This window comes from Microbispora sp. GKU 823 (genome assembly GCF_002027145.1).
In the GTDB taxonomy this organism is placed as follows: Bacteria; Actinomycetota; Actinomycetes; order Streptosporangiales; family Streptosporangiaceae; genus Microbispora; species Microbispora siamensis.
Genome location: NZ_MWJN01000034.1, coordinates 1 through 22,597, shown reverse-complemented (window position 1 = coordinate 22,597; position 22,597 = coordinate 1). Strand labels below are relative to the sequence as shown.

23 protein-coding genes and 1 pseudogene are annotated in these 22,597 nt (G+C 72.3%); 6 read left to right on the top strand and 18 right to left on the bottom strand.

The window, feature by feature from the left end; translation table 11 throughout:
- Positions 1 to 9 precede the first annotated feature (9 nt).
- On the top strand, positions 10 to 462 hold the full coding sequence (locus tag B1L11_RS51255; RefSeq protein WP_372974700.1) for a hypothetical protein: 453 nt from the start codon (positions 10 to 12) through the stop codon (positions 460 to 462).
- Here the strand turns inward: B1L11_RS51255 and B1L11_RS19370 are convergent.
- The 9 genes from B1L11_RS19370 to B1L11_RS19330 form a co-directional block, all read right to left on the bottom strand.
- Positions 419 to 1,513: a prephenate dehydrogenase gene (locus tag B1L11_RS19370; protein WP_079315793.1), complete on the bottom strand. Its 1,095-nt coding sequence runs from the start codon at positions 1,511 to 1,513 to the stop codon at positions 419 to 421. The genes B1L11_RS51255 and B1L11_RS19370 overlap by 44 nt on opposite strands.
- Before the next feature lie 117 nt (positions 1,514 to 1,630).
- Positions 1,631 to 1,990: a chorismate mutase gene (gene aroH / locus B1L11_RS19365; protein ID WP_079315792.1), complete on the bottom strand. Its 360-nt coding sequence runs from the start codon at positions 1,988 to 1,990 to the stop codon at positions 1,631 to 1,633.
- Between the two features lie 115 nt (positions 1,991 to 2,105).
- Positions 2,106 to 3,914: a pseudouridine synthase gene (locus B1L11_RS19360; RefSeq protein WP_079315791.1), complete on the bottom strand. Its 1,809-nt coding sequence runs from the start codon at positions 3,912 to 3,914 to the stop codon at positions 2,106 to 2,108.
- Positions 3,883 to 4,608, bottom strand: coding sequence for an SMC-Scp complex subunit ScpB (gene scpB / locus B1L11_RS19355; RefSeq protein WP_372974699.1), 726 nt, complete (start codon positions 4,606 to 4,608; stop codon positions 3,883 to 3,885). The genes B1L11_RS19360 and scpB overlap by 32 nt, the downstream gene beginning before the upstream one ends.
- A gap of 93 nt (positions 4,609 to 4,701) precedes the next feature.
- Positions 4,702 to 5,577 (bottom strand): ScpA family protein, encoded by an 876-nt coding sequence (locus tag B1L11_RS19350; protein WP_079315790.1) that lies wholly within the window; start codon positions 5,575 to 5,577, stop codon positions 4,702 to 4,704.
- Positions 5,578 to 5,623: 46 nt separating this feature from the next.
- Positions 5,624 to 6,511, bottom strand: coding sequence for a ParA family protein (locus tag B1L11_RS19345; protein ID WP_079315789.1), 888 nt, complete (start codon positions 6,509 to 6,511; stop codon positions 5,624 to 5,626).
- A gap of 99 nt (positions 6,512 to 6,610) precedes the next feature.
- A complete protein-coding gene (locus B1L11_RS19340; RefSeq protein WP_256862697.1) occupies positions 6,611 to 7,537 on the bottom strand; it encodes a site-specific tyrosine recombinase XerD in 927 nt (308 codons plus the stop codon).
- A 35-nt stretch (positions 7,538 to 7,572) separates the two neighbouring features.
- A complete protein-coding gene (locus B1L11_RS19335; RefSeq protein ID WP_179155221.1) occupies positions 7,573 to 8,202 on the bottom strand; it encodes an NUDIX domain-containing protein in 630 nt (209 codons plus the stop codon).
- Positions 8,199 to 9,869, bottom strand: coding sequence for a CTP synthase (locus tag B1L11_RS19330; protein WP_079315787.1), 1,671 nt, complete (start codon positions 9,867 to 9,869; stop codon positions 8,199 to 8,201). Before B1L11_RS19330 ends, B1L11_RS19335 begins: the two co-directional genes overlap by 4 nt.
- A 156-nt stretch (positions 9,870 to 10,025) precedes the next feature.
- Between B1L11_RS19330 and B1L11_RS19325 the strand changes: the two genes are divergently transcribed.
- The gene (locus tag B1L11_RS19325) at positions 10,026 to 10,721 is read left to right on the top strand and encodes an acyltransferase (protein WP_079315786.1); all 696 of its coding nucleotides are present in this window, start codon (positions 10,026 to 10,028) and stop codon (positions 10,719 to 10,721) included.
- A gap of 93 nt (positions 10,722 to 10,814) precedes the next feature.
- The gene (locus tag B1L11_RS19320; protein WP_079315785.1) at positions 10,815 to 11,402 is read left to right on the top strand and encodes a Uma2 family endonuclease; all 588 of its coding nucleotides are present in this window, start codon (positions 10,815 to 10,817) and stop codon (positions 11,400 to 11,402) included.
- Positions 11,403 to 11,417: 15 nt separating this feature from the next.
- Here B1L11_RS19320 and B1L11_RS19315 read toward each other — a convergent pair whose 3' ends face one another.
- The 6 genes from B1L11_RS19315 to uvrB all read right to left on the bottom strand — a co-directional run bounded on the left by B1L11_RS19315 (position 11,418) and on the right by uvrB (position 17,958).
- The gene (locus tag B1L11_RS19315; protein WP_079315784.1) at positions 11,418 to 12,023 is read right to left on the bottom strand and encodes a DUF4126 domain-containing protein; all 606 of its coding nucleotides are present in this window, start codon (positions 12,021 to 12,023) and stop codon (positions 11,418 to 11,420) included.
- Between the two features lie 186 nt (positions 12,024 to 12,209).
- Positions 12,210 to 12,797, bottom strand: a complete 588-nt coding sequence (locus B1L11_RS19310) for a hypothetical protein (RefSeq protein WP_218671194.1) — start codon at positions 12,795 to 12,797, stop codon at positions 12,210 to 12,212.
- 32 nt (positions 12,798 to 12,829) lie between these two features.
- The gene (locus B1L11_RS19305) at positions 12,830 to 14,125 is read right to left on the bottom strand and encodes a HAMP domain-containing sensor histidine kinase (protein WP_256862696.1); all 1,296 of its coding nucleotides are present in this window, start codon (positions 14,123 to 14,125) and stop codon (positions 12,830 to 12,832) included.
- A 50-nt stretch (positions 14,126 to 14,175) separates the two neighbouring features.
- The gene (locus B1L11_RS19300; protein ID WP_218671193.1) at positions 14,176 to 14,652 is read right to left on the bottom strand and encodes an Rrf2 family transcriptional regulator; all 477 of its coding nucleotides are present in this window, start codon (positions 14,650 to 14,652) and stop codon (positions 14,176 to 14,178) included.
- Between the two features lie 229 nt (positions 14,653 to 14,881).
- The gene (locus B1L11_RS19295; protein ID WP_079315781.1) at positions 14,882 to 15,430 is read right to left on the bottom strand and encodes a hypothetical protein; all 549 of its coding nucleotides are present in this window, start codon (positions 15,428 to 15,430) and stop codon (positions 14,882 to 14,884) included.
- Positions 15,431 to 15,846: 416 nt separating this feature from the next.
- Positions 15,847 to 17,958, bottom strand: coding sequence for an excinuclease ABC subunit UvrB (gene uvrB / locus B1L11_RS19290; RefSeq protein ID WP_079315780.1), 2,112 nt, complete (start codon positions 17,956 to 17,958; stop codon positions 15,847 to 15,849).
- A gap of 237 nt (positions 17,959 to 18,195) precedes the next feature.
- On the opposite strand from uvrB, the gene B1L11_RS19285 reads away from it, so the two are divergent.
- The 3 genes from B1L11_RS19285 to B1L11_RS19275 are packed head-to-tail and all read left to right on the top strand — an operon-like array spanning position 18,196 to position 20,707.
- Positions 18,196 to 19,233 (top strand): hypothetical protein, encoded by a 1,038-nt coding sequence (locus B1L11_RS19285; RefSeq protein ID WP_079315779.1) that lies wholly within the window; start codon positions 18,196 to 18,198, stop codon positions 19,231 to 19,233.
- On the top strand, positions 19,230 to 19,892 hold the full coding sequence (locus B1L11_RS19280) for a hypothetical protein (RefSeq protein WP_079315778.1): 663 nt from the start codon (positions 19,230 to 19,232) through the stop codon (positions 19,890 to 19,892). Before B1L11_RS19285 ends, B1L11_RS19280 begins: the two co-directional genes overlap by 4 nt.
- Positions 19,865 to 20,707, top strand: coding sequence for an inositol monophosphatase (locus tag B1L11_RS19275; RefSeq protein ID WP_079315777.1), 843 nt, complete (start codon positions 19,865 to 19,867; stop codon positions 20,705 to 20,707). Before B1L11_RS19280 ends, B1L11_RS19275 begins: the two co-directional genes overlap by 28 nt.
- Positions 20,708 to 20,725: 18 nt before the next feature.
- Here the strand turns inward: B1L11_RS19275 and B1L11_RS19270 are convergent, their stop codons facing one another.
- The 3 genes and pseudogenes from B1L11_RS19270 to B1L11_RS19260 all read right to left on the bottom strand — a co-directional run.
- Positions 20,726 to 21,331: an energy-coupling factor transporter transmembrane protein EcfT gene (locus B1L11_RS19270; RefSeq protein WP_079315776.1), complete on the bottom strand. Its 606-nt coding sequence runs from the start codon at positions 21,329 to 21,331 to the stop codon at positions 20,726 to 20,728.
- Positions 21,328 to 22,002 (bottom strand): energy-coupling factor ABC transporter ATP-binding protein, encoded by a 675-nt coding sequence (locus B1L11_RS19265; protein ID WP_079315775.1) that lies wholly within the window; start codon positions 22,000 to 22,002, stop codon positions 21,328 to 21,330. Before B1L11_RS19265 ends, B1L11_RS19270 begins: the two co-directional genes overlap by 4 nt.
- Positions 22,003 to 22,597, bottom strand: a pseudogene (locus tag B1L11_RS19260) (acetyl-CoA C-acyltransferase); the annotation flags it as partial. It lies immediately after the preceding gene.

The following is a 22,597-nucleotide window of genomic DNA, read 5'->3' as shown; positions in this document are numbered from 1 at the left end:
GGCGCCCTCGTGGCGGGTGTCGCCATCGCGTGGGGGATCGCCGTCGTGCTCGCCGGCCTGGCCGCCGAGCTGTGGATCGCGCTGGGGGCGCTCGCGCTCGGCGGCGCGGTCAACTTCGTGCTGAGCACCTTCCGCACCACGATCACGCAGGCGCGCACCGGCGACGCCGTACGCGGGCGTGTCCAGGGCGCGCTCACCGTCGTGCTGGTCGGAGGGCCACAGATCGCGAACCTGCTGCATGGTGTTGCCGGCGCGGCGTACGGCCCGCGCATCGTGATCTGCGCGGGCGGACTGCTCACCGTGGCCGCCGTGACGGCGATCGCCTGGGCGATCCCCGACCTGCGCCGCTACACCGCTCCCGCTCTCGCCCCGGAACCGGCGGTCACCCGGACACCACCGGCCGCACCGGGAGACCGGATCAGCCCGGCACCTGCCAGCCGCGCTCGCGCAGGCCGTCGGTGAGCACTCCCGCCGCCTCCGGCTGGACGTAAAGCTCGGCCGCGCCGAGCTCCAGCCCGGTGGCGTGCTCCAGGCGGATGTCCTCGATGTTGACTCCCGTCTCGCCCGCGGCCTGGACCAGGCGGGCCAGCTCGCCGGGACGGTCGCCGATGAGCACCTGGACCACCGCGTACGTCCGCGCCGGGCCGCCGTGCTTGCCGGGGATCCTGCCGGTCCCCCGCACGCCGCGCGACAGGAGATCGGTGACCTGCTCCATCGCCGCGCCGTCGCCCGCCAGCGCGCGCAGCGACCGGGCGGCGGCGCTCAGGTCGGCCACGAGCGCCTCCAGCACCTCGGCGACGGGCAGCGCGTTGCCCTCGAGGATGCCGGTCCACAGCGCGGGGTCGCTGGCCGCGATGCGGGTCACGTCGCGCACGCCCTGCCCCGACAGCCCGAGCGCCGTCTCCGACGCCTCCGCCAGCCGGGCCGCCACCGCGGCGGCCGTCACGTGCGGGGCGTGGGAGACCACCGCGACGGCGCGGTCGTGCTCGTCCGCGTCCACCCGGACGGCGTTGCCGCCGCACAGCGAGATCAGCCGCTCCACCGCGGCCACCGCCCGCGGGGACGCCTCGTCCGTGGGGCAGTACGCCCACGGACGGCCGAGGAACAGGTCCGCGCGGGCCGCCGCCGGGCCCGACCGCTCCCGGCCCGCGAGCGGGTGCCCCGCGATGTACGCCGACAGGTCGCAGCCGAGCTGGGCGGCCTGGGCCAGCGGGAGCGCCTTCACGCTCGCCACGTCGGTGTAGAAGCGGGCGCTGTCACGCTTTTGCAGGTCGAGCAGTTGCTGGGCGACGAACTGGGGCGGCACGGCGATGACCGCGAGATCCACCCGCTGCTCGCCGGTCCAGTCCTCCCCCGCGCCCAGCTCACGCGCGAGCCGTACGGCTCCCGCGTCCCGGTCGGCCAGGAAGACCCGCACGTCCCGCTGCCGCAGCGCCAGTGCGATCGACGTGCCGATGAGGCCCGTCCCGACAACGACCACACTGCCGATCTCGGCGTCCTCGATGGGAGTCATCGTGCTCTTCCTGCCGTCGCCGTCCCCGGGTGCGCTGTCCCGCGACGGATGTCTCGTGGGGTGGATGGTGATGGTTCGCCGGCCGTGCCGCCCCGGCGTGGTCCTTCCGGGTGTCGCCTACTGGGCGATGTCCACGCGCAGCGCCGCGGCGCCGCGCAGGTACACATGCTGGATCTCCTGCCGGGGACGGTCGGTCTGCACGTGGGCCATCAGCCGCACCACGCGCGGAAGCGCGCCCGGCACGTCGATCTCGGTCGCGCACAGCAGGGGCACGTCGTGGAACCCGAGCTTGCGCGCGGCCAGCGCGGGGAACTCTGCGGTGAGGTCGGGCGTGCACGTGAAGATCACGCTGATGACGTCGTCGGTCGTGAGGTTGTTGCGCCCCATCACCTCGGTCACCAGCTCGGTCGTCCCGGCGAGTATCGCGTCACGATCGTTGCCGTCGACCTGGACGGCTCCGCGAATCGCCCGCACCATGTCGTTCCCCTCTCGCTGGGCCGGGCATGGTCTCCTCGCGGAGACGAGCCCGGCCCATCTACGTGGCTTTCAGCAATATGCCCGGCTTGCGGCTTTCGTTCGCCGCGCGGAAAGGCTACAGGCCGACCGCCGCGTACAGCTCACCGATCTCCTGCACGGTGAGCGCCCGTACGGTTCCCGGCTTGAGCCGGCCGAGCTTGACCGGGCCGAACTCGATGCGGGCCAGGTCGATCACCCGGTGCCCGACCGTCTCCAGCAGCCGCCGGACGATGTGCTTGCGGCCCTCGTGCAGGACGACCTCGACCAGCGCCTGCTGGCCGTGCTCCTGCACGACCCGGAACTCGTCCACCTTGGCCAGGCCGTCGTCCAGCTCCACGCCCTTGCGCAGCACCTTGTGCAGGTCGCGCGGGACGGGACCGGGCACCTTGGCCCAGTACTTCTTCTGCACGCCGTAGCTCGGGTGGGTCAGCCGGTGGGCGAGCTCGCCGTCGTTGGTCAGCAGCAGCAGGCCCTCGGTCTCGGTGTCGAGACGCCCCACGTGGAACAGCCGGGGCGCGAGGTCCTGTACGTAGTCGTTCAGGCACGGCCGGCCCTCGGGGTCGTCCATCGTGCTCACCACGCCGATCGGCTTGTTGAGCGCGTAGTAGACGGTGTCCGAGGACGTCGGGATCCGCTTGCCGTCGACCCGGATGACCTGCTTGGCGGGATCGACGCGGGCGCCGAAGCGGCGCACCGTCTGCCCGTCCACCGTCACCCGGCCGTCGCCGATCATCTCCTCGCACGCCCGCCGGCTGGCCACCCCGGCCTGGGCGAGCACCTTCTGCAGACGCTCACCGCCCGGCACCTCGGTCGTGTCGCGCTCGTCGGTGTAGTCCTCGTCGTAGAAGTCCGGGTCGCGCAGCGGCTGCCTGGACGTCTTGAACGGGTTGCCCGCCGGGCGCGCGCCGGGACCCCTGGAACCTCCCGCGGGCCGCGCCGCGCCGCGCGAGCCCGCGCTCGCTCCGGCGCCGCCGAACCGGCCGCGACCGCCGCCCTGGCGGCCGATCGTCTGCACGTCGTCACGGCTCGTACGGCCCCTGCCACCGCCGCGCGCCGCGCGGAAGTCGCCGCGCTCGCTCCGCTCCTCACGGTCGCCGCGCCGGCTCCGGCCGTCGCGGTCGCCGCGCTCCTCGTCACGGAAGGCCGCCCGCCTCGTCTCCTGGGCCGTCTCGTAACCGCCGTCGCGGTCACGCTGCCGGTCCCGGCCGCCCTCCGGCCTGCCGTACCTGCCGCGCGAGCCGGTTCCCTCGGTACGGAACGAGGGACGGCCAGCGGAGGAGGCGTCCCGGGCACCGCGATCCCGGCCGGAACCGCGATCACGGTCGAAGTCACGCTCGTAGCCGCGGCCGCCGCGGTCGGAGCCACGGTCGAACCCGCGGTCGGAACCGCGGTCGAAGCCACGGCCGCCGTCGCGGTCGCCGGTACGGCCGCCCTCGGGCCTGCCGTACCTGCCGCGAGAACCGCCCCGCTCCGCGCGGAAGGAGGTCCGGTCGTCGTCGCGATACCGCTCGCCGCCGGAACGCGCGTCGCGGCGACCGGTGTCGCCATAACGACCCGTGTCACCGTAACGACCGGTGTCGCCGTAACGGCCGCGGGAGCGGTCGTCGCGGGCGTCGCCGGTACGGCGCTCGCCGTACCGGTCGCCGCGCGGGGCCTCCTCGTCGCGGGGCCGCCTGGAGTCCGGCCTGTCGGGCCGGAAGTCGGACCTGGAGTCGAAACCGTACCCGGACCGGGAACCAGGGACGCGGGAACCGCCGCGCCGGTCGCCCTGGGGGCGGAAGCCGCCGGATCCGCCGCGGGATCCACGCGGGCTCGCGCCCTGCTGACCGGTGCTCCGGCTCCGACCGCGTCCCTCACCGGACGGGGTGCCACGCCTGTTGTTCACTACTTCTGCTCCTCAAGAATTTCCACGTCGTCCGGGGAGGAACGGGGCGAGCTCGGGAAGCTCGTCGAGGCCTCCGCAGCCCCAGTCTCTCCAGGAAGTAACTCGTCGTCCGGTAGAGCACTGCCTGGCTCTCCGGGTCGGTTCCGGCCTCTTCCACGAGGCCGCGTGCGACCAGCGTCCGCATGACGCCGTCGCTGCTCACGCCGCGCACCGCCGCCACCCGGGCCCGGCTGACCGGCTGCCGGTAGGCGACCACGGCGAGGGTCTCCAGCGCGGCCTGCGTCAGCCGCGCCTGCTGGCCGTCCCTGACGAACCTCTCCACCAGCGCGGCACACTCCGCCCTGGTGTAGAAGCGCCAGCCTCCGGCCACCTCCCGCAGGTCGAAACCCCGTCCGGAGGCCGTGTATTCCTCCGACAGCGCGCGGAGCGCGGCGGCGACCTCCGCCGTCGGGCGTTCGAGCACCTGCGCGAGGGTCACCTCGGCGACCGGCTCGTCCACCACCATCAGGATCGCTTCGAGGGCCGCGGTGAGCGTGGGGCCCTCCACCGGCTCCACCTCGGACTCCCGGGCCACGGAGGCCGGATCCGGTGATCCGGGGCCGGATGACGCGAGCGCGCCGCCGTCCCGCCCCGTCACATCGCCGGCGGAGCCGGCGAGGTCGTCGCCTGAACCGGGGGTGTCGCTCGCTTCCATCGCTCCTCGCTCGTCCTGCGGGTCACGTCTCCGCCGCCCGGTTCGTTCGCGTCCTCGGTTCGGCGCGGCCTCGACGCGGCCGGGTGGCCCGCCTCACTCCGTCCCCTGCGGCCCCGCCTCGGCGGGCCGCTCCTCGCGCCGGCCCTCGTCGTAGTCGTCGCCCACCGTGACGTCGCCGTCGGCGGTTCCCGTCCAGGTGACGTACAGGTCGCCGAGGGGTTCGACCTGTTCGAAGGAGACCGCGGCCTCCCGGAACAGCTCAAGGACGGCCAGGAAGCGGGCGACGACCTCGAACGTCCCCGCGCAGTCGGCGGTCAGCGCCCGGAAGGTCGCCGTGTGCAGCCGCCTCAGCCGCTCGACAAGAATAGCGGCTTGCTCCCTGACGCTGGCCAGCGGTTGGTAGATGTGCGAGACCGACACCGACGGCGGGGCCTTGGGGGTGAAGGCCCGTGCCGCGATCTTGGCGAGCTGCTCGGGCCCGATGCCGAGCACGAGTTCCGGCAGCAGGTCGGCGAACCGCTTCTCCATCGGCACGGCGCGCGGGAAGCGCAGCGCCTCCTCGGCCATCCGGCCGGAGAAGATCTTCGCGACCTCCTTGTACGCCCGATACTGCAGCAGCCGCGCGAACAGCAGGTCGCGGGCCTCCAGCAGGGCGAGGTCCTCCTCGTCCTCCACCTCTCCGGTGGGCAGCAGCCGGGCCGCCTTGAGATCGAGCAGGGTCGCCGCGACGAGCAGGAAGTGGCTCGTCTGGTCGAGGTCCCACTCCGGGCCCCGCGACCGGATGTACGCGATGAACTCGTCGGTGACCTTGTGCAGGGACACCTCGGTGATGTCCAGCTTGTGCTTGGAGATCAGCCCGAGCAGCAGGTCGAACGGCCCTTCGAAGACGTCCAGGTGCACCTGGAAGCCGCTCGGGGCGCTCTCCTCGGTCCCCTGGTCGGTCTCCTGGCCGGTCGTCACACCTGCCATTGTCCCCTACCGGCCTGATCGCGCGGCACCTACGACGACATCGCTGTCAGACGCGGGCGGGCCACCTGGCCAGCAGCTCGCGGGCCAGCTCACGGTAGGCGGTGGCGCCCATCGAGCCGGGGTCGAACTGCGTGATCGGCTCCCCCGCCAGGGTGGCGTCGGGGAAGCGAACCGTCCGGTTGATGACCGTGTGGAACACCTTGTCGCCGAAGCCCTGCATGATCGTCTGCAGCACCTCGCGGGCGTGCAGCGTGCGGGGGTCGTACATCGTGGCGAGCAGGCCGTCGATCTCCAGGCTCTTGTTGAGCCGCTCCTGGACCTTGCCGATCGACTCCATGAGCAGCGCGACGCCGCGCAGCGCGAAGAACTCGCACTCCAGCGGGATGATCACGCTGTGCGCGCAGGTCAGCGCGTTGACCGTCAGCAGGCCGAGGGACGGCTGGCAGTCGATCAGGCAGATGTCGTAGTGCGGCAGCAGGGGCTCCAGCGCCCGCTGGAGTGCGTACTCCCTGGCCACCTCGTTGACGAGCCGGATCTCCGCGCCGGACAGGAAGATGTTGCTCGGCAGGAGCTGCATGCCCTCGACGGTGGTGTCGAGCAGCACGTCCTCGACCGTGACGTCGGGCTCCTCCATGATGAGGTCGTAGACCGTCGCCTCGAGCGGCCGGGGGTCGATGCCCAGACCGACCGACAGCGCGCCCTGCGGGTCGAAGTCGACGAGCAGGACCCGCTGACCGACCTCGGCGAGCGCGGCGCCCAGGTTGATCGTGGTCGTCGTCTTGCCGACGCCGCCCTTCTGGTTCACCATCGCGACGATGCGCGCGGGCCCGTGCGACTCCGGCGGGGTCGGCTCGGGGAACACCGGACGGGGACGGCCGGTAGGCCCGATCGCGCCGGGAGCCCCCACCCACGTCCCCTCTGTGGTCGCAGTCACCTGTTGGTCCTCCCTGACGGCCCTCGAACCTGATCGAATCTAAAGGGTAGGCACGTGGTCGGCAAGGCGGCGCGCCACAAGGCCCGTGAGATGCGCCTTCTAATGCAACGCACGGGGATGCGCCGCCGCGTAGACCTCCCGGAGCTTGTCGACCGTCACCAGGGTGTACACCTGCGTGGTGGTCACCGAGGCGTGGCCGAGCAACTCCTGGACAACCCTAACGTCGGCGCCCCCGTCCAGGAGGTGGGTTGCAAACGAATGGCGCAACATGTGCGGCGATACACCGGAAAGTCCGGCTCGTTCCGCCGCCGCCTGCAGCACCTCCCAGGCGCCCTGCCGCGTGAGCCGCCCGCCCCGCGCGTTGAGGAACAGCGCCGGCGTCCCACGGCCGTGCGCCGCCAGCCGGGGCCTCGCCCTGACCAGGTACGCGTCGAGCGCCTGGCGGGCGAAGCGGCCGAGGGGCACGATCCTGGCCCGCCCGCCCTTGCCCCGCAGCCGCACCTGGTCCTGGTCGGGCTCCTCGTCGTGGACCGGACCCGTGGGCACGTCATCCACCGCCAGCCCGACGGCCTCGGAGATCCGGGCGCCCGTGCCGTACAGGACCTCCAGCAGCGCGCGGTTGCGCAGGGCGAGCGGCGAGTCCTCCGGGCCGCAGGCGGCGATGAGCCGCTCGACCTCCGCGACGGTGATCGCCTTGGGGAGCCGCCGGAGCTGGCGCGGCGGGCGCACCTCGTGCGCGGGGTCGTGGCCGGCCACGCCCTCGCGCAGGGCGAATCGGTGCAGCCCGCGTACGGCCGACACGGCGCGGGCGGCCGAGCTGGCGACCAGCGCCGGGTGGTCCTCGTCGCCCTCCCGCAGCGCGGCGAGGAAGGCGACCACGTCCGACTCGGCGACCTGCGCGAACGTCTCGAGCCCGCGCGCCCGGAGATGCTGGACGTATCGGCGCAGGTCACGCCGGTATGAGGCGAGCGTGTTGGCAGACAGCCCCCGCTCCACCGCCAGGTGGGCGAGGTAGCTGGACAGCACCGCCTCGGGCTCGCTCAGGACGTCTCCCTACGGACTCATGCCTCCGGCGCGTCGGCGGGACGAAGGCCCTTGAATCCGTCGGCGGAAGCAGCGTATGCGGCGAGGATACCGGCGACGGCAGGAGAATTGTGGATCATTCCGCTCAGCACCTTGTCGACCGCCGCGCCCAGGGGAATCCAGACCGCCGGCATGTCGGTCTCCTCGTGATGGCGCACGTACGTGTTCTCCTCGTCGGGGATCGGCTCCACGTCGCGCGCCAGGAAGACCCGGATCCGCTCGTCCGACATGCCCGGGGAGGTGCGCAGGTCGACCAGCGTGTGCCACGTGCGCGCCCGGTAGGCGGCCTCCTCGGCGAGCTCGCGCGCCGCGCACTCCACCAGCGGCTCGCCGGGCACGTCGCGGATGCCGGCCGGCAGCTCCCACAGCAGGCGCCGCGCCGGATGCCGGTACTGGCGGATCAGCAGCACGCGGTCCTCGTCGTCGAGGGCGAGCACCGCGACCGAGCCGGGGTGGACGACGTAGTCGCGGTCGGCGGTCACCCCGCCGGGCATCTCCACGGTGTCGGTGCGCACCGTGATGATCCGCCCGGCGAAGCGCTCGGCCGAGGCGACGACCTTCCAGGACTCCTCGGCGTCCTCCACCTTCACCGTGTTCTCGGCCGTCACTTGGCCCGCCCCGCCTTCGCCACGTTCTCCCGCCGGCCGGCGTACTCGAGCGCGGCCTGCACCAGCCCCTTGAACAGCGGGTGCGACCTGGTCGGGCGGGAGCGGAACTCGGGGTGGGCCTGCGTGCCGATGAAGAACGGGTGCTGGTCGGTGGCCAGCTCGGCGTACTCGACGAGGCGGCCGTCGGGCGACAGGCCGGAGAACACCATGCCGACCTTCTCCAGCCGCTCCCGGTAGGAGTTGTTCACCTCGTAGCGGTGCCGGTGGCGCTCCTCCACCTTGGCCTTGCCGTACAGGCGGCGGGCCAGCGAGCCCTCCACGAGCCTGGCCGGGTAGAGGCCGAGCCGCATGGTGCCGCCCATGTCGCGTTCACCGGCGACGACGTCCTTCTGGTCGGCCATCGTGGAGATGACCGGGTTGATGGTCTCGGGGTCGAACTCGGTGCTGTCGGCGTCCTCGATCCCGGCCAGGTTGCGGGCCGCGTCGATGACCATGCACTGCATGCCGAGGCAGATGCCGAGCAGGGGAACGCGCTGTTCGCGCGCGTGCCGTACGGCGCCGACCTTGCCCTCGATGCCGCGCACGCCGAAGCCGCCGGGGATCAGCACGCCGTCGACGCCGTCCAGCTCGCGGGCCGCGCCCTCGGGGGTCTCGCAGTCGTCGCTCTTGACCCAGCGGATGTTGACCCGCGCGTCGTTGGCGAAGCCGCCGGCGCGCAGCGCCTCGGTGACCGACAGGTACGCGTCGGGCAGGTCGATGTACTTGCCGACCAGCGCGATCGTGACCTCCTTGGCCGGGCGGTGGACCCGGCGCAGGAGCTGGTCCCACTCGGTCCAGTCCACGTCGCGGAACGGCAGGCCGAGCCGGCGCACCACGTACGCGTCGAGCCCCTCGGCGTGCAGGACCTTCGGGATGTCGTAGATCGAGGCCGCGTCGACGGCGGAGACCACGGCGTCCTCGTCCACGTCGCACATCAGGCTGATCTTGCGCTTGAGCGAGGTGGTGATCGGCCGGTCAGAGCGGCAGACGATCGCGTCGGGCTGGATGCCGATGCTGCGCAGCGCGGCGACCGAGTGCTGCGTGGGCTTGGTCTTCAGCTCCCCGCTCGGGCCGATGTACGGGAGCAGGGAGACGTGCAGGAAGAAGACGTTGTCGCGGCCGACCTCGTGGCGGACCTGCCGGACGGCCTCCAGGAACGGCAGCGACTCGATGTCGCCGACGGTGCCGCCGACCTCGGTGATGACCACGTCGACATCGGGGCCCGCCATGCCGCGGATGCGGTCCTTGATCTCGTTGGTGATGTGCGGGATGACCTGGACGGTGTCGCCCAGGTACTCGCCCCGCCGCTCCTTGGCGATCACGTTCGAGTAGACCTGGCCGGTGGTGACGTTGGCGGAGCCGTGCAGCTCGGTGTCGAGGAAGCGCTCATAGTGGCCGATGTCGAGGTCCGTCTCGGCCCCGTCGTCGGTGACGAACACCTCGCCGTGCTGGAAGGGGTTCATCGTGCCGGGGTCGACGTTCAGGTAGGGGTCGAGCTTCTGCATGGTGACGCGGAGGCCGCGAAGCTTGAGGAGGCGACCGAGGCTGGAGGCCGTGAGTCCCTTGCCGAGACTGGAGGCGACGCCGCCGGTGACGAACAGATGCTTGGTTTGTGCGGCGCTGCGCAAGAAGAGCTCCCGTGGTCGATGTCGATCCGGCCGTCCGGTTTGGACGCCGCGATGCCCACGGGCTCTCAGAATATCAAACGCTGGGCAACATTGGGCTTGCCACGTGCACTAACCCGCCATAGCGGACAAGCCGACCTAACGGTAACTTGTCGCGTTATGTCGTTCGTGAAGCGCGCCGTCGGCCGTCTGGTCCACCGGGGCTGGGCCTACGTGCGGGAGGCGGCGGCGGTGAGCCCGGCCGCACCGGCGGGCTACCGGTTCCGCGCCCTCGGCGAGGGGGCGTGCATCTCCTTTCCCCAAGGCGCGATCTTCGGCGAGCAGTGGATCGAGATCGGCCCGCACACGCTGGTCGGCGAGCGGGTGTCGATCTCCGCAGGCATGGGCCCCGGCGTCGACCTCGGGCCCGACTCGATCGTGCGGATCGGCCGGGGCTGCTCGATCGGCAGGGGCAGCCACATCGTCGGCCACCAGTCCATCGACATCGGGGACGACGTCTTCACCGGGCCCTACGTCTACATCACCGACCAGAACCACGTGTACGACGACCCCGAGACGCCCATCGGGCGGCAGTGGCCGCGCAACAAGCCGGTCTCCATCGGCTCGGGATCCTGGATCGGGACGGGCGCGATCATCCTGCCGGGGACGCGCATCGGCCGCCAGTCGGTGGTCGCCGGCGGCGCCGTGGTGCGCGGGGAGTTCCCCGACCACTCGGTCATCGCCGGCGTCCCCGCCAAGATCGTCCGGCGCCACTCCCCCGACCTCGGCTGGCACAGCCCCTCGGCCGCCCGCCGCACCTCTCCCCTGCCCACCGACCCCCGCACCCGGACCGAGCACGAGTCACGTACGGCCTGAGCCGACGACCTCTCCCGGAACGAGTCGCCCATGACTACGGTTGGTGGCAGGATTGTCATGTCGAGTAATCACCCGAGGGAGAGGAGGACACGGATGACCGCGGCTTTCCCTGACTGGTTCTATCCCGGTCCGCCGGGCGGATGGACCGCCGGCATGCTCGACCATCTTCCCCCTGACGCCCCCGCGCACGTCGAGTTGATCGATGGGTCCCTCATCATGAGGTCTCCCCAGACGAACTTTCATATGTTGATGGTCAACCTGCTGGTCGACCGCGACCGCGGCATTCGGCCGCCAAGTCATCTCGCGGTCGCCAGGGAGATGTCGATAACTCTCGGCCTGCGGCAGCGGCCGGAACCCGACGTCCTCGTCGTCAAGAAGGAAGCGCTTTCCGATCTACGGAGAACCTCCTACCGTGCCGAGGAGGTCCACCTCGTCGTCGAAGTGGTGTCTCCCGACTCGGAGGAGCGGGACCGCACGACCAAGCCGATCAAATACTCCGACGCCGGGATCAGATATCTCTGGCGCGTCGAGCTGGAGGACCAGGAGCCGGTCGCGTACACGTTCGAGCTGGAGCCGAGCGTGAAGGCGTACGTGCCGACCGGGATCCACCGCAAGCGCCTCACGACCTACGTCGGCTTCGACGTGGACATCGACCTGGACCTGAGCCCGTTCATCGGCTGATCCACCCTCTCGGGGTCACCCGGGCGGGGCTGCGACCCGGGCGCGGCGGGCCGCCCGGTAGCGCCGCACTCTGCGGATGAGCCGCCAGGCCACGAACGCCAGCACGGCCAGCGCCGCCACCACCAGGACGGGCAGGAAGATCGCGATCAGGCTCATGCCGAGCGAGCCCACGTCCTCGACCGTGCTGACGACCGGCGCGCCCACGCCCGCCGTGGTGGCGTTCACCACCGGCCGTGCCGTGGCCTTGATCACGTGTACGGCGAGGGCGACGGCGATTCCGAGCAGCCAGCCGACCGCCGGGTGCTCGGCCATCCACGCCGAGTTGTCGATCTTCGCCGCGGCCGCCGTGGCGCTGAAGACCACGCCGCCCGACGCGGGCCGCACCGCCGTCTGGATCATGTCGTTGACGTGGTCGACCACGGGCACCTTGTCGAGGACGAACTCGGCGACCAGCAGCACGGCGACGATCGCGAGGACCCAGGTGTCGGACAGCCAGGCGTACTCGGCCGGCAGCCGCACGGCGTCGGTGAGCCGCGCGAGCACGCCGACGAGCAGCAACGGGATGTACGCGTTGAGCCCGGCCGCGGTCGACAGTCCGAGTCCGGTGAGCGCCGCGAACATGAGCAACCTCCTCCGGCCGCGGGACGATCCCGCCTTTCCGTCAACGGACGGCCCCGGCGCCGTGTCCCCGGTTACTACCGCGAATCGGGCTTGCGACACCTCGCGGCATGAGCCGGGCGCGGCAACCGGGCCGACGGCTCGGTGTGGCCGCTCTGCCGGCCGTCCGATCGGTGCCCGGAGGCGCCGTCAGCCTGTCGCGGAGGCGAGTCCGTCGATCGCCGCGGCGAGGTCCTCGGCGCGGGCGCCGTGCTTCACCAGCGCGCCAAGGCGCTGCGCCTGCTCTCTGGTGGGGAGGAAGCCGGTCAGCAACGCGGGCAGAAGCAGCCGTCTGGCGAGCACCTCGGGGGCGGAGATGCCCTCGGGCCGCCGGACCACCGAGACGTTCACCCGGATGGCGTGCTCGTTGCCCGGCGGCACCCCGGGCCGGTCGGTCTCCCTGGCGGCGTAACGCATGCCGTGTGCCACGTCGCAGCGCGGGCACCCCGCCCGACGGCCCAGCGGGCCGCCGCACTCCGCGCAGGTCAGGCGGTCGAGTGCGGCGTCGACCACGCGCCAGTCATGCCGGTCCGGCTCGTCGGCCACCATCTCGGCGATCGCCCGCTCGTCGGCGGGCGCGACACGGTCGCCGAACACGCTCAGGAGGAAGTCCCGCCAGCCCTCTTCCACGATGGCGTCGACCAGCTCCGCACACCGGGGGCAATCGGGGGCACCGCCGTACTGCCGGCCGCCGCAGGACGGGCACCGCCGCAGCGGCTCGCCCACCGCAGGTCGCATGATCACCTCCTGCGGACGCCCCCGCGCGCCGCTCATGGGCCGGTATTGGCGGGCGGCCGGCGCGCGAACCAGGTGTTCCTCCTGAGCTTGACGGCGGTTTCCCGGGGCGCGGCGGTCCGCTCCGCCGCGGCTCCCGCCGTTCCCGCCAGCGGCAGCGTCAGAACGAAACGGGCGCCTACCGGCGAGTCCTCGATCCGCAGGGTGCCCTTGTGGGCGCGGGCGATGTCGCGGGAGATGGCGAGGCCGAGTCCGCTGCCGCCGGAATCCCGGCGACGCGCCTCGTCCAGACGAACAAAACGCTCGAAGACCCGCTCGCGGTCCGCAGGGGCGATGCCCGCCCCGTCGTCGGTAACCGCCACGAGAGCCTGGCCGCCCACGGAGTCGACCGTTACCGTGACGGCGCTGACCGCATGCCGCCGCGCGTTGCTCAAGAGGTTGCCGACCACTCGGGCCAGTTGGATCCGGGAGCCGCGGACTCGCACGTCGCCAGCCACCCGAACGCGCACCGGCACCCCGGGGCCCAGGGCCGACACCTCCTCCGTCACCAGCGCGCCGAGCTCTATCGACTCCGGCGCCGCCGCGTCGGCGCCGCGCAGCCTGGTCAGCAGCAACAGGTCGTCGACGATCGCCTCGAGCCGGCCGGTGGCCCGCAAGGCTCCCTGGATGGTGTCGCGCGGGTCGACGTCGTCGGGATAGAGGAGAGCCTCCTCCAGTCGTGCCCGCAGGCCGGCGATCGGCGTCCTGAGCTCGTGGGAGGTGGTGGAGGCGAACTGGCGCTCCCGCTCGACCGGGCGAAGGGTCCGGCCCACGGCCCACCACGTCATCCAGGCCACCGAAACCAAGATCAGGACACCGCCCGCGGCGATGACGTACTCCAGATTGTGCGTGGTCAGGAGGGACGGCTGTGCCGTGCCGGCGTAGACGACCGGCGAGTCCGCCGCGGGAGAGACCCGATTGGCCATGAGCATGACACACCGGTCCTGCGCGGAGCACTCCGTGCGCTCTTGAAGGCGATCGTCGGCTGGAGGCCGCAGCGTGCTGAGCGGCCCCATGCCCGCGGCCTGCAGGCTGGAGTCGACGACCCTCCCGCGGGCATCCACGAGCTGGACGAGGGTGATGTCGGTGAATGTGGGGATCGGACGGGGCACGGCGCCATTGCGCGCCGCCGCGCTCCACCGTGCGGCGACCTGCTCGGCCGAGAAGAAGACGTCGTTCTGGATTCTGTAGCGGATCGCCAGGTCGAGGCCGACGCCTCCCACGACCAGGGCAATCAGCAAGAGCCCTGCCGCGGCGATCGTGGAGCGCGCTTTTATGGAGTGCGGGTTCACATCCGGTTTCCCCTCCCTCATAGCGGCGGACGGTTTCTGCTTCGGGACGATCAGTTCCGCGCGTACCAGCGCCGGATCGCCTCGCCCGCCTGCGGCGCACGACGGTCCGCCGCCGCCCGCACGTCGGCCAGAGTCTGCGCGGCCAGCGCCCGCCGCCATGCCATCTCGGCCTTGCGCATCGCGGTCGAGACCGCGCACGGGGTGCGGAACTGCCACTCCGGCCTCGCCGCCCCGGCCCCGCGCCGTCGGATCTCCGTGCACTGGAACGCCTCGGCAGGTCCTTCGATCGCCGTCACGACGTCCATGACCGTGATCTCCTCCAAGGGCCGGGCCAGCCGGAACCCGCCCCTCACCCCCGGAGTGGATGTCATGATCCCCGCCTTGGCCAGCGCCTGAAGCTGCTTGTTGAGGTATGCGGGCGGCAGCTCGAACCCGGCGGCGAGCTTCGCCGTCGAAACCGGCACCTCGTTGCCGAGCCATGCCAGCGTCAGGCAACAGTGCATCGCCCACTCGACGCCCTCGCTCATCCGCATAACCTGGATACTACACATCCAGGATTCGGGCCGGGAACCGTTTTGCCTGGTCAGAAGTGGTGCCGCCGCAGTGCGATCAGCCGTGTGGGAGGGAACCGGGTGAGGGCGTAGCGGCCGACGAGCGCGGCCGGAAGTCCCGGCTCCACGGGCGCGGAGCCCTTGTGAGCGGCGTGAGGACGCGCGCGGGGGCCGGCTCCGGCCGGCTCTCGGGCCGGAGCGCGGGTCAGCCGCCTTGACGGGTGGCGGGCTTGAGCACCAGCACGGCGGCGTCACCCGCGACCTGTGCGAGCCGCAGGTCGACGTCGCCGATGCGGCCCGGCCTGCTCGTGCTGATCGTCACCGCTCCCCTGACCCGGCAGCGGTCGTTGTAACAGCTCCGGCTGATGCTGATGTTCACGCCGTCGACGACCGTCGAGGTGCCGGTGAAGGCGAGCCTGACGGCGTCTCCCCGCAGGCCCACCACGGTGATCTCGTCCACGCCCAGCCTCGGGTCGATCGGGATGGCGTCCCCCTCACGCACCCGCGCCTCGCAGTCGCCGTCCCGGCACCCGGCGAGGTCGGTCGGCGTCGCCGACGGGCTGGGCACCGGCGCCGGCGTGGGCGTCGCGGACGGACTGGGCGAGACCGGGGCGAGCGTGACCGACCGGCTCACCGGCACCGCGGCGAACGACCGGGCCGGAGCCTCGCCGCAACCGGCGAGGAGCGCGGTCACCGACCCGGCGGCGAGCACGAGGCGAGCGTAAGGGCTGAACGCGATGGTCGTCGTACGCATTGTTTCCCCGATTGCCAGAGACGGATTCGCCCGGCGGGAGCCGCTCGAATAAGCGGCTCCCCTGACGCGTGAACGTGAATCCATGCGCCGACGAATGCCTTCCCCACATCAGACCAGGTCAACCGCGCTCGAAGCCCGAACCCCGCTCATTTCCGCACAGCCATCGGCGTTTCCGAAGGGGTAATACCGCGAAAATCACACCGATTTCCGCATTTCACCCACCAGCGGTTCTCGCGCACAATTTCACCGGAACCCGCCGAATTCGAAATCCTGCGGCGCGGTTCTGCCGCAGGGGGGCGCCGCCCATGGCGATGCCGCCCGTGCGGCTCGCCCCGGGCCGTCAGTATCGTCCCCGGCCGTTACGGCGTAGCACAGGTCACCGGTCACCGCGCCGTCGTCGCACGGTCGCCGCGCCGTCACTTCACGCCGGCCTCGCGCATGTCGCGGACCTCCCGCTTGAGCTCCTTGATCTCGTCGCGCAACCGGGCCGCCACCTCGAACTGCAGGTCGGCGGCGGCGTTGTGCATCTGCTCGGTCAGCGACTCGATCAGCGACTCCAGCTGGGCACGCGGCATCTCCCCCGCGATGGCCTTCGCGTGCTGACCCGCGCCGCGGGACGCGAGGCCCGGCACCGGCGCCTTGCCGCGCGACTGCTGCCGCCCGGCGCCGCCGAGAAGCTGCGCGGTGTCGGCGTCCTCGCGGACGAGGCTGTCCAGGATGTCGGCGATCTTCTTGCGCAGCGGCTGCGGGTCGATGCCGTGCGCCTCGTTGTAGGCGATCTGCTTGGCCCGGCGCCGGTTGGTCTCCTCGATCGCCCGCTCCATGCTGGGCGTGATCTTGTCGGCGTACATGTGGACCTGGCCGGACACGTTGCGGGCCGCGCGGCCGATCGTCTGGATGAGCGAGGTCTCCGAGCGCAGGAAGCCCTCCTTGTCGGCGTCGAGGATCGACACCAGCGACACCTCGGGCAGGTCGAGGCCCTCACGCAGCAGGTTGATGCCGACGAGCACATCGAACTCGCCCATGCGCAGCTCGCGCAGCAGCTCGATGCGGCGCAGCGTGTCGACCTCGCTGTGCAGGTAGCGGACCCGGATGCCGTTGTCGAGCAGGTAGTCGGTGAGGTCCTCGGCCATCTTCTTGGTCAGCGTGGTGACCAGGACCCGCTCGTCCCGCTCCGCCCGGGCCCGGATCTCCTCCATGAGGTCGTCGATCTGGCCCTTGGTGGGCTTGATGATCACCTCGGGGTCCACCAGGCCGGTGGGGCGGATGACCTGCTCCACCACCTCGCCCTTGCTGCGGCCCAGCTCGTACGGCCCCGGCGTGGCGGACAGGTAGACGGTCTGCCCGATGCGCTCCAGGAACTCCTCCCACTTGAGCGGGCGGTTGTCCATCGCCGACGGCAGGCGGAACCCGTGGTCGACCAGCGTCCGCTTGCGCGAGGCGTCGCCCTCGTACATCGCGCCGATCTGGGGGACGGTCTGGTGCGACTCGTCCAGCACGAGCAGGAAGTCGTCGGGGAAGAAGTCGAGCAGCGTGTGCGGCGGGCTGCCCGCCTCGCGGCCGTCGATGTGCCGCGAGTAGTTCTCGATCCCGGCGCAGGTGCCGACCTGGCGCATCATCTCGATGTCGTAGGTGGTGCGCATGCGCAGCCGCTGGGCCTCCAGCAGCTTGCCCTGCCGCTCCAGGTCGGCGAGCCGCTCGGCGAGCTCCGCCTCGATGCCGGCGATGGCCCGCTCCATCCGCTCGGGACCGGCCACGTAGTGGGAGGCGGGGAAGATGTGCAGCTCGTCGTCCTCGCCGACGACCTCGCCGGTCAGCGGGTGCAGCGTCGCCAGCTTCTCGATCTCATCGCCGAACATCTCGATGCGGACGGCCAGCTCCTGGTAGACCGGGATGACCTCGACCGTGTCGCCGCGCACCCGGAACGTGCCCCGGGTGAAGGACAGGTCGTTGCGGGTGTACTGCATGTCGACCAGCCGCCGCAGCAACTGGTCGCGCTCGATCTGCTGGCCGACCTTGAGCCCGACCATCCGGTCGACGTACTCCTGCGGGGTGCCCAGGCCGTAGATGCAGGAGACGGAGGCGACCACCACCACGTCGCGGCGCGACACCAGCGACCAGGTCGCCGAGTGGCGCAGCCGCTCGACCTCCTCGTTGATCGAGGAGTCCTTCTCGATGTAGGTGTCGCTCTGCGGGACGTACGCCTCGGGCTGGTAGTAGTCGTAGTACGACACGAAGTATTCGACCGCGTTGTTCGGCAGCATCTCGCGCAGTTCGTTGGCGAACTGGGCGGCGAGCGTCTTGTTCGGCTGCATCACCAGCGTCGGGCGTTGCACCCGCTCGATGAGCCACGCCACCGTCGCGGTCTTGCCGGTGCCGGTCGCGCCGAGCAGGACCGTGTCCTTCTCCCCGGCCCTGACCCGGCGCTCCAGCTCCGCGATCGCCGTGGGCTGGTCGCCGGACGGCGTCATGTCGGTGACGACCTGGAAGGGCGCGACCTTCCGCTTCAGGTCCGTCATGGATGTCATCGGCCGCTCAGCTCCTCACTCGCCCCGTCCACCGGCGCGGGCGGCCGCACAGACGCGCGCCCGCTCCGGTTCACCTCCATAACCTACGCGCGGCGACCGACAATTCCGGCCCCGATGCCCGCTCCGTTCATCGCTTCCCGGCCGCCGCGCCCTGGTCGGCGAACCCTTTGCCGGACCATGACCCTGTCGTTACGATCGAGTCGGGGGCCGACACTGACGGGATGGCGGGGCTGACCTATGGCGGGGTTGCGGAGTGCCGTCGGCCAGTCGCTCGCGTGGGCGGCCAAGAACGTCGACGGGGCCATCGCCCTCGTGCTGGCCGTGGCGGTGGGCGTGCTCGGCGTGCTGCCGGACGACGTGATCTCCGACGAGGTGAAGTCGCAGCTGGTCAGCGGCACCACGCTGGTCGTCCTGGCCCTGGTCGCGACCGCGCTGCTGCGCGACCGGGTCCGGCAGGAGCCCGTCGAGGAGGCCATGCACGCCACCTCCGGCGTCCTCGCGCGGCTGCCCGAGCGCCTGGACCGCCTCGACGAGCTGGAGGACCTGGTCGCCGGCACCCGTCGCGCCCTGGAGGACATGGCGGTCATCCGCATCCTGGGCAGCCAGCACGAGATCGCGCAGGCGCACGCGGACGCCAGGAGGGGCACCGACCGCTGGACGTTCAAGGGCGGCACCGGCACCTACATGCGCGCCGTCACGCTGCCCGAGTGCGTGGCCGCCGCGCGGCGCGAGAAGCGGCACCTCACGGTACGCCTGGAGATCATCGACCCGACGGACGAGGCGGTGTGCGAGAGCTACGCGCACTACCGCAGGTCGCTGTCGGACCGCCCGGACGGCACCGGTGAGCTGTGGACGACCGACCGGGCCAGGAAGGAGTCGTACGCGAGCGTCCTGGCCGCGTTCTGGTATCGCCAGCGGTACGGCCTGCTCGACATCGCGGTGGGGCTCTCGCCGGTCATGACGACCTTCCGCTGGGACATGTCCGGCCGCTCCCTGATCATGACGTCCGAGGACCCCAACCGGGCCATCATCGCCTTCAGCGGCTCGTTCTTCTACGAGAGCTGCGGCACCGAGCTGCGCACGAGCTTCGAGCAGGCCCGCCGCGTGGCGATCGACCGCTACCGGTCGGTGCCGCTGAGCGACGAGCCGACCGTCGAGGAGGTCCGCAGGCTGTTCGACCGCGTCGACCTCCCCCTGCCCAAGTCGTTCACCGACCGCGACGTGGTCGAGGTCACCCGCAAGGCGCTGCGCGCCAAGGATCCGTACGCGCCATGAGGTACGGGGACGTGTCCGACGTGCTCGCCGGTGGGAGCGCCCGCGAGTGGGCCCTCGGCGTGCTCGGCGAGATCGCAGAGGGCGGCTCGCGCGGCACGGGCGTGCGGGGCGTGCGGCATCCGCTGGGGTTCCTCTGCCTGCCGCTGGTCCGCGAGGGAGACCTCGGGGTGTGCGTGCACGTGTGGACCGCCGGCGCCCGGCGCGCCCGCAGCACCACCTCCCAGGTCCACTGCCACAGCTGGGACCTGGTCAGCCACGTCCTGTACGGCCAGGTGCGCAACGTCCACGCCGTGGTGACCGACACCACCCGGTCCCCCACCCACCGCGTCTTCGAGGTGGTCAGCACCCCGTCGGGCGACGTGATCCGCCCCACCCCGAGGACCGTGACGTACGCCCCGGGACGCGCCGAGCTGTTCGGCGCCGGGGACACCTACACGCTGGTCGCGGGCGCCTTCCACAGCAGCGTCATCCCCGAGGACGGCGAGGCCGCCACGGTGGCGCTCGGCCGCGGCCGGCCGGGCCTGGGCGACCTGTCGCTCGGGCCGCTCGCCACGCCCCTCCACCACGTCAGGCGGGAACGCCTCGACGTCGCCGAGACCGCACGTGCCGCCGAGCTGGCCAGGAGGAGCCTGTGGACCTCGAACACGCCAGGCGGGTAGCCGTCGAGGCCGCCCTGGCCGCCGGGGCCGTGCTGCGCGAGAGCGCGCCGGGAGCGGTCGCCGTCCACCACAAGGGCGGGTCGGGCGACGTCGTGACCGACCTCGACCTGGCCGCGGAGAAGCTGATCCTCGACCGCATCCGGGCCGAGTTCCCCTCCCACCGGATCGTGGCCGAGGAGTCGGGCGTCCACGGCGGCGACCGTGCGGACGGCGGATGGACCTGGCTGGTCGACCCCCTCGACGGGACGAACAACGTGGCGATCGGCCTTCCCGCGTACGTCGTGGGCCTGGCACTGTGCGCGGACGCCCGCCCGGTGCTCGGGGTGGTCCACGAGCCGCTCTCCGGCCGCACCTGGTCGGCCGTCAGCGGGGCCGGGGCCCGCGGGCCGGCGGGGCCGCTGACCGGGCCGCCGCGCCGCGACCTCCGGCACGGGCCGGTGCTGGCCTGGACGCAGGGCCACGGGGTCTCGCGGAGCGACCCGGCGGCACGGTCGCTGAAGATGACGATGGACGCCCGCGCCCGGCGGGTGCTCCAGCTCTGGGCTCCGCTGCTGTGCTGGGCGATGCTCGCGCGCGGCGACATCGACGGCATGATCGGCTACCGCGCGGAGGGGCTCGACCTGCCCGCCGGGGCCCTGATCGCCCGGGAGGCGGGGGTGGAGATCCGCGGGCTCGACGGCGGCCCGTTCGAGGCGTCCGCCGAGGGCCGGCCCGAGGACCGCAGCTTCGTCGCCGCGCCGCCCGCCCTGGTCGGGGATCTGCTCGACCTGGTCGCCGAGGCCCGCCGCCTGGCGCCCGCCCTGCCGCCGCTCTGACTCGCCGCAGACCCGGGGTCAGTCGTCGAGGCCGCGCGCGGCGAGCGCCTCGCCCAGCGCGTCGGCGTGCCGCAGGGCGCCCACGACCAGCGGGACGGCGAAGGCGCGCGGGCTCCGCTCGACCCCTCTGGCGCGCTGCGCCTCCCGCACCCGGGTGACCAGATCCGCGATCACCGGCACGCTGCGCAGCGTGAGGGACAGCAGCAGCGACAGGCGGAACGGATCGAGGCCGGCGAACCTGGCGGGGGCGAGGCAGCGCTCCAGGCAGGCCATGAGGGCGCTGGTGCGGGTCGTGAGGGTGACCAGCCCGGCCAGGGCGACGGCGAGCACGACCCGGAGCGTGGAGGACGCCGCCGTGGGCAGGTCCGCGAACACCAATTGCACGCCGAACAGGGCCACGGCGAACCAGCGGACGGGCCGCACCTGCGCCCAGGCGGCGGCGAGCCCGACCCCGGAGACGGCGTACAGCAGCACCACGGCGGCCGCGGCGCCCGTCAGCGCCGCGGGCGAGCGCAGCAGCAGGAGCGCAGTGCAGGACACGGCGAGCCCGGCGAGCTTGGCCCCGGCGGGCAGCCGGTGCAGGAGCGAACCGCCGGGCACGTAGGCGCCGGTGAGCCCGCTCACGCCATCATCTTCCTGTAGTGGCCGATCGCGGCGGCGGGCTCGGCGTCGGCGACGATCCGCCCCTCGTCGATCACGAGCACGCGGTCGAAGTCCTCCAGCAGCGGGAGATCGTGGGTGACCACGACCACCTGCTGCGGAAGCGTCCGGAGCAGCGCGGCGACCTGCCGGGAGTGGCGAAGGTCGAGCAGCGTGGTCGGCTCGTCCATGACCAGGATCTCCGGTTCGAGCACCAGGACCGAGCAGAGGGCGAGCAGTTGCTTCTGACCGCCGGACAGGTGATGCGCGGGGTGGTCGGCGTGCTCCCCCAGGCCGTACCTCTCCAGGACCTCCCGCACCCGGCGCTCGACCTCCTCGCGCGCCAGCCCCTTGCGGCGCAGCGAGAACGCCACGTCCTCGGCCACCGTGGGCATCACGATCTGCGCGTCCGGGTCGGTGAACAGGAACCCCACGCCGCGCCTGATGCGGGCCGCGTGGCGGCGGGTGTCGAGCCCGGACACCGTCACCGTGCCCGAGGACGGCAGGACCAGGCCGTTGACGAGGCGGGCAAGCGTGCTCTTGCCCGAGCCGTTGGCCCCGACCACGCCCACGCGGCGCTCGGTCAGCGAGGCCGTGACGCCGCGCAGCACCTCCCGCTGCCCGAGCCGCACATGGACGTCCTCCAGCCGGATCACTCACACCACCTCGAACAGGGCGGCGATCCCGAGACCGCCGCCGACCGCGACCGCCGCCAGGCCCAGCGTCCCGGAAGGCGCCCCGAGGAGCCGGCTGAACAGGCGAGTCACCACCACCGCTCCGCTCGCACCCCAGGGATGGCCGAGGGCGAGCGCGCCGCCGTCCGCGCACACGCGGCCGGCGTCCGCGCCGAGGGGATCGAGGCCGAGCGCGTCGGTGACCGCGAGCACCTGCGCCGCGAACGCCTCCACGATCTCCACCGCCGCCACCTTCTCCAGATCCGCTCCGGTCCGCCGCAGCACACGCCGTACGGCGGGCACCGGCCCCCACCCGGGAAGCGCGGGGTCGCAGCCGGCGACGGCGCCGGCCAGCAGGCGCAGACCGGGCAGCCCGGCCGCCGCGCGCAGCCGCTCGGGCACGACCGCGACGGCGGCGGCGCCGTCGCTCACCGGGGAGGAGTTGCCGGCCGTCACCGTACCCCCCGGCACGAACGCGGCGGGCAGCCGGGCCAGCGACTGCGGCCGCAGCACGCGCGGGCGCTGGTCGTCCGTCCGGCCGCCGACGGGGACGATCTCGCGCGTGAACCGTCCGGCC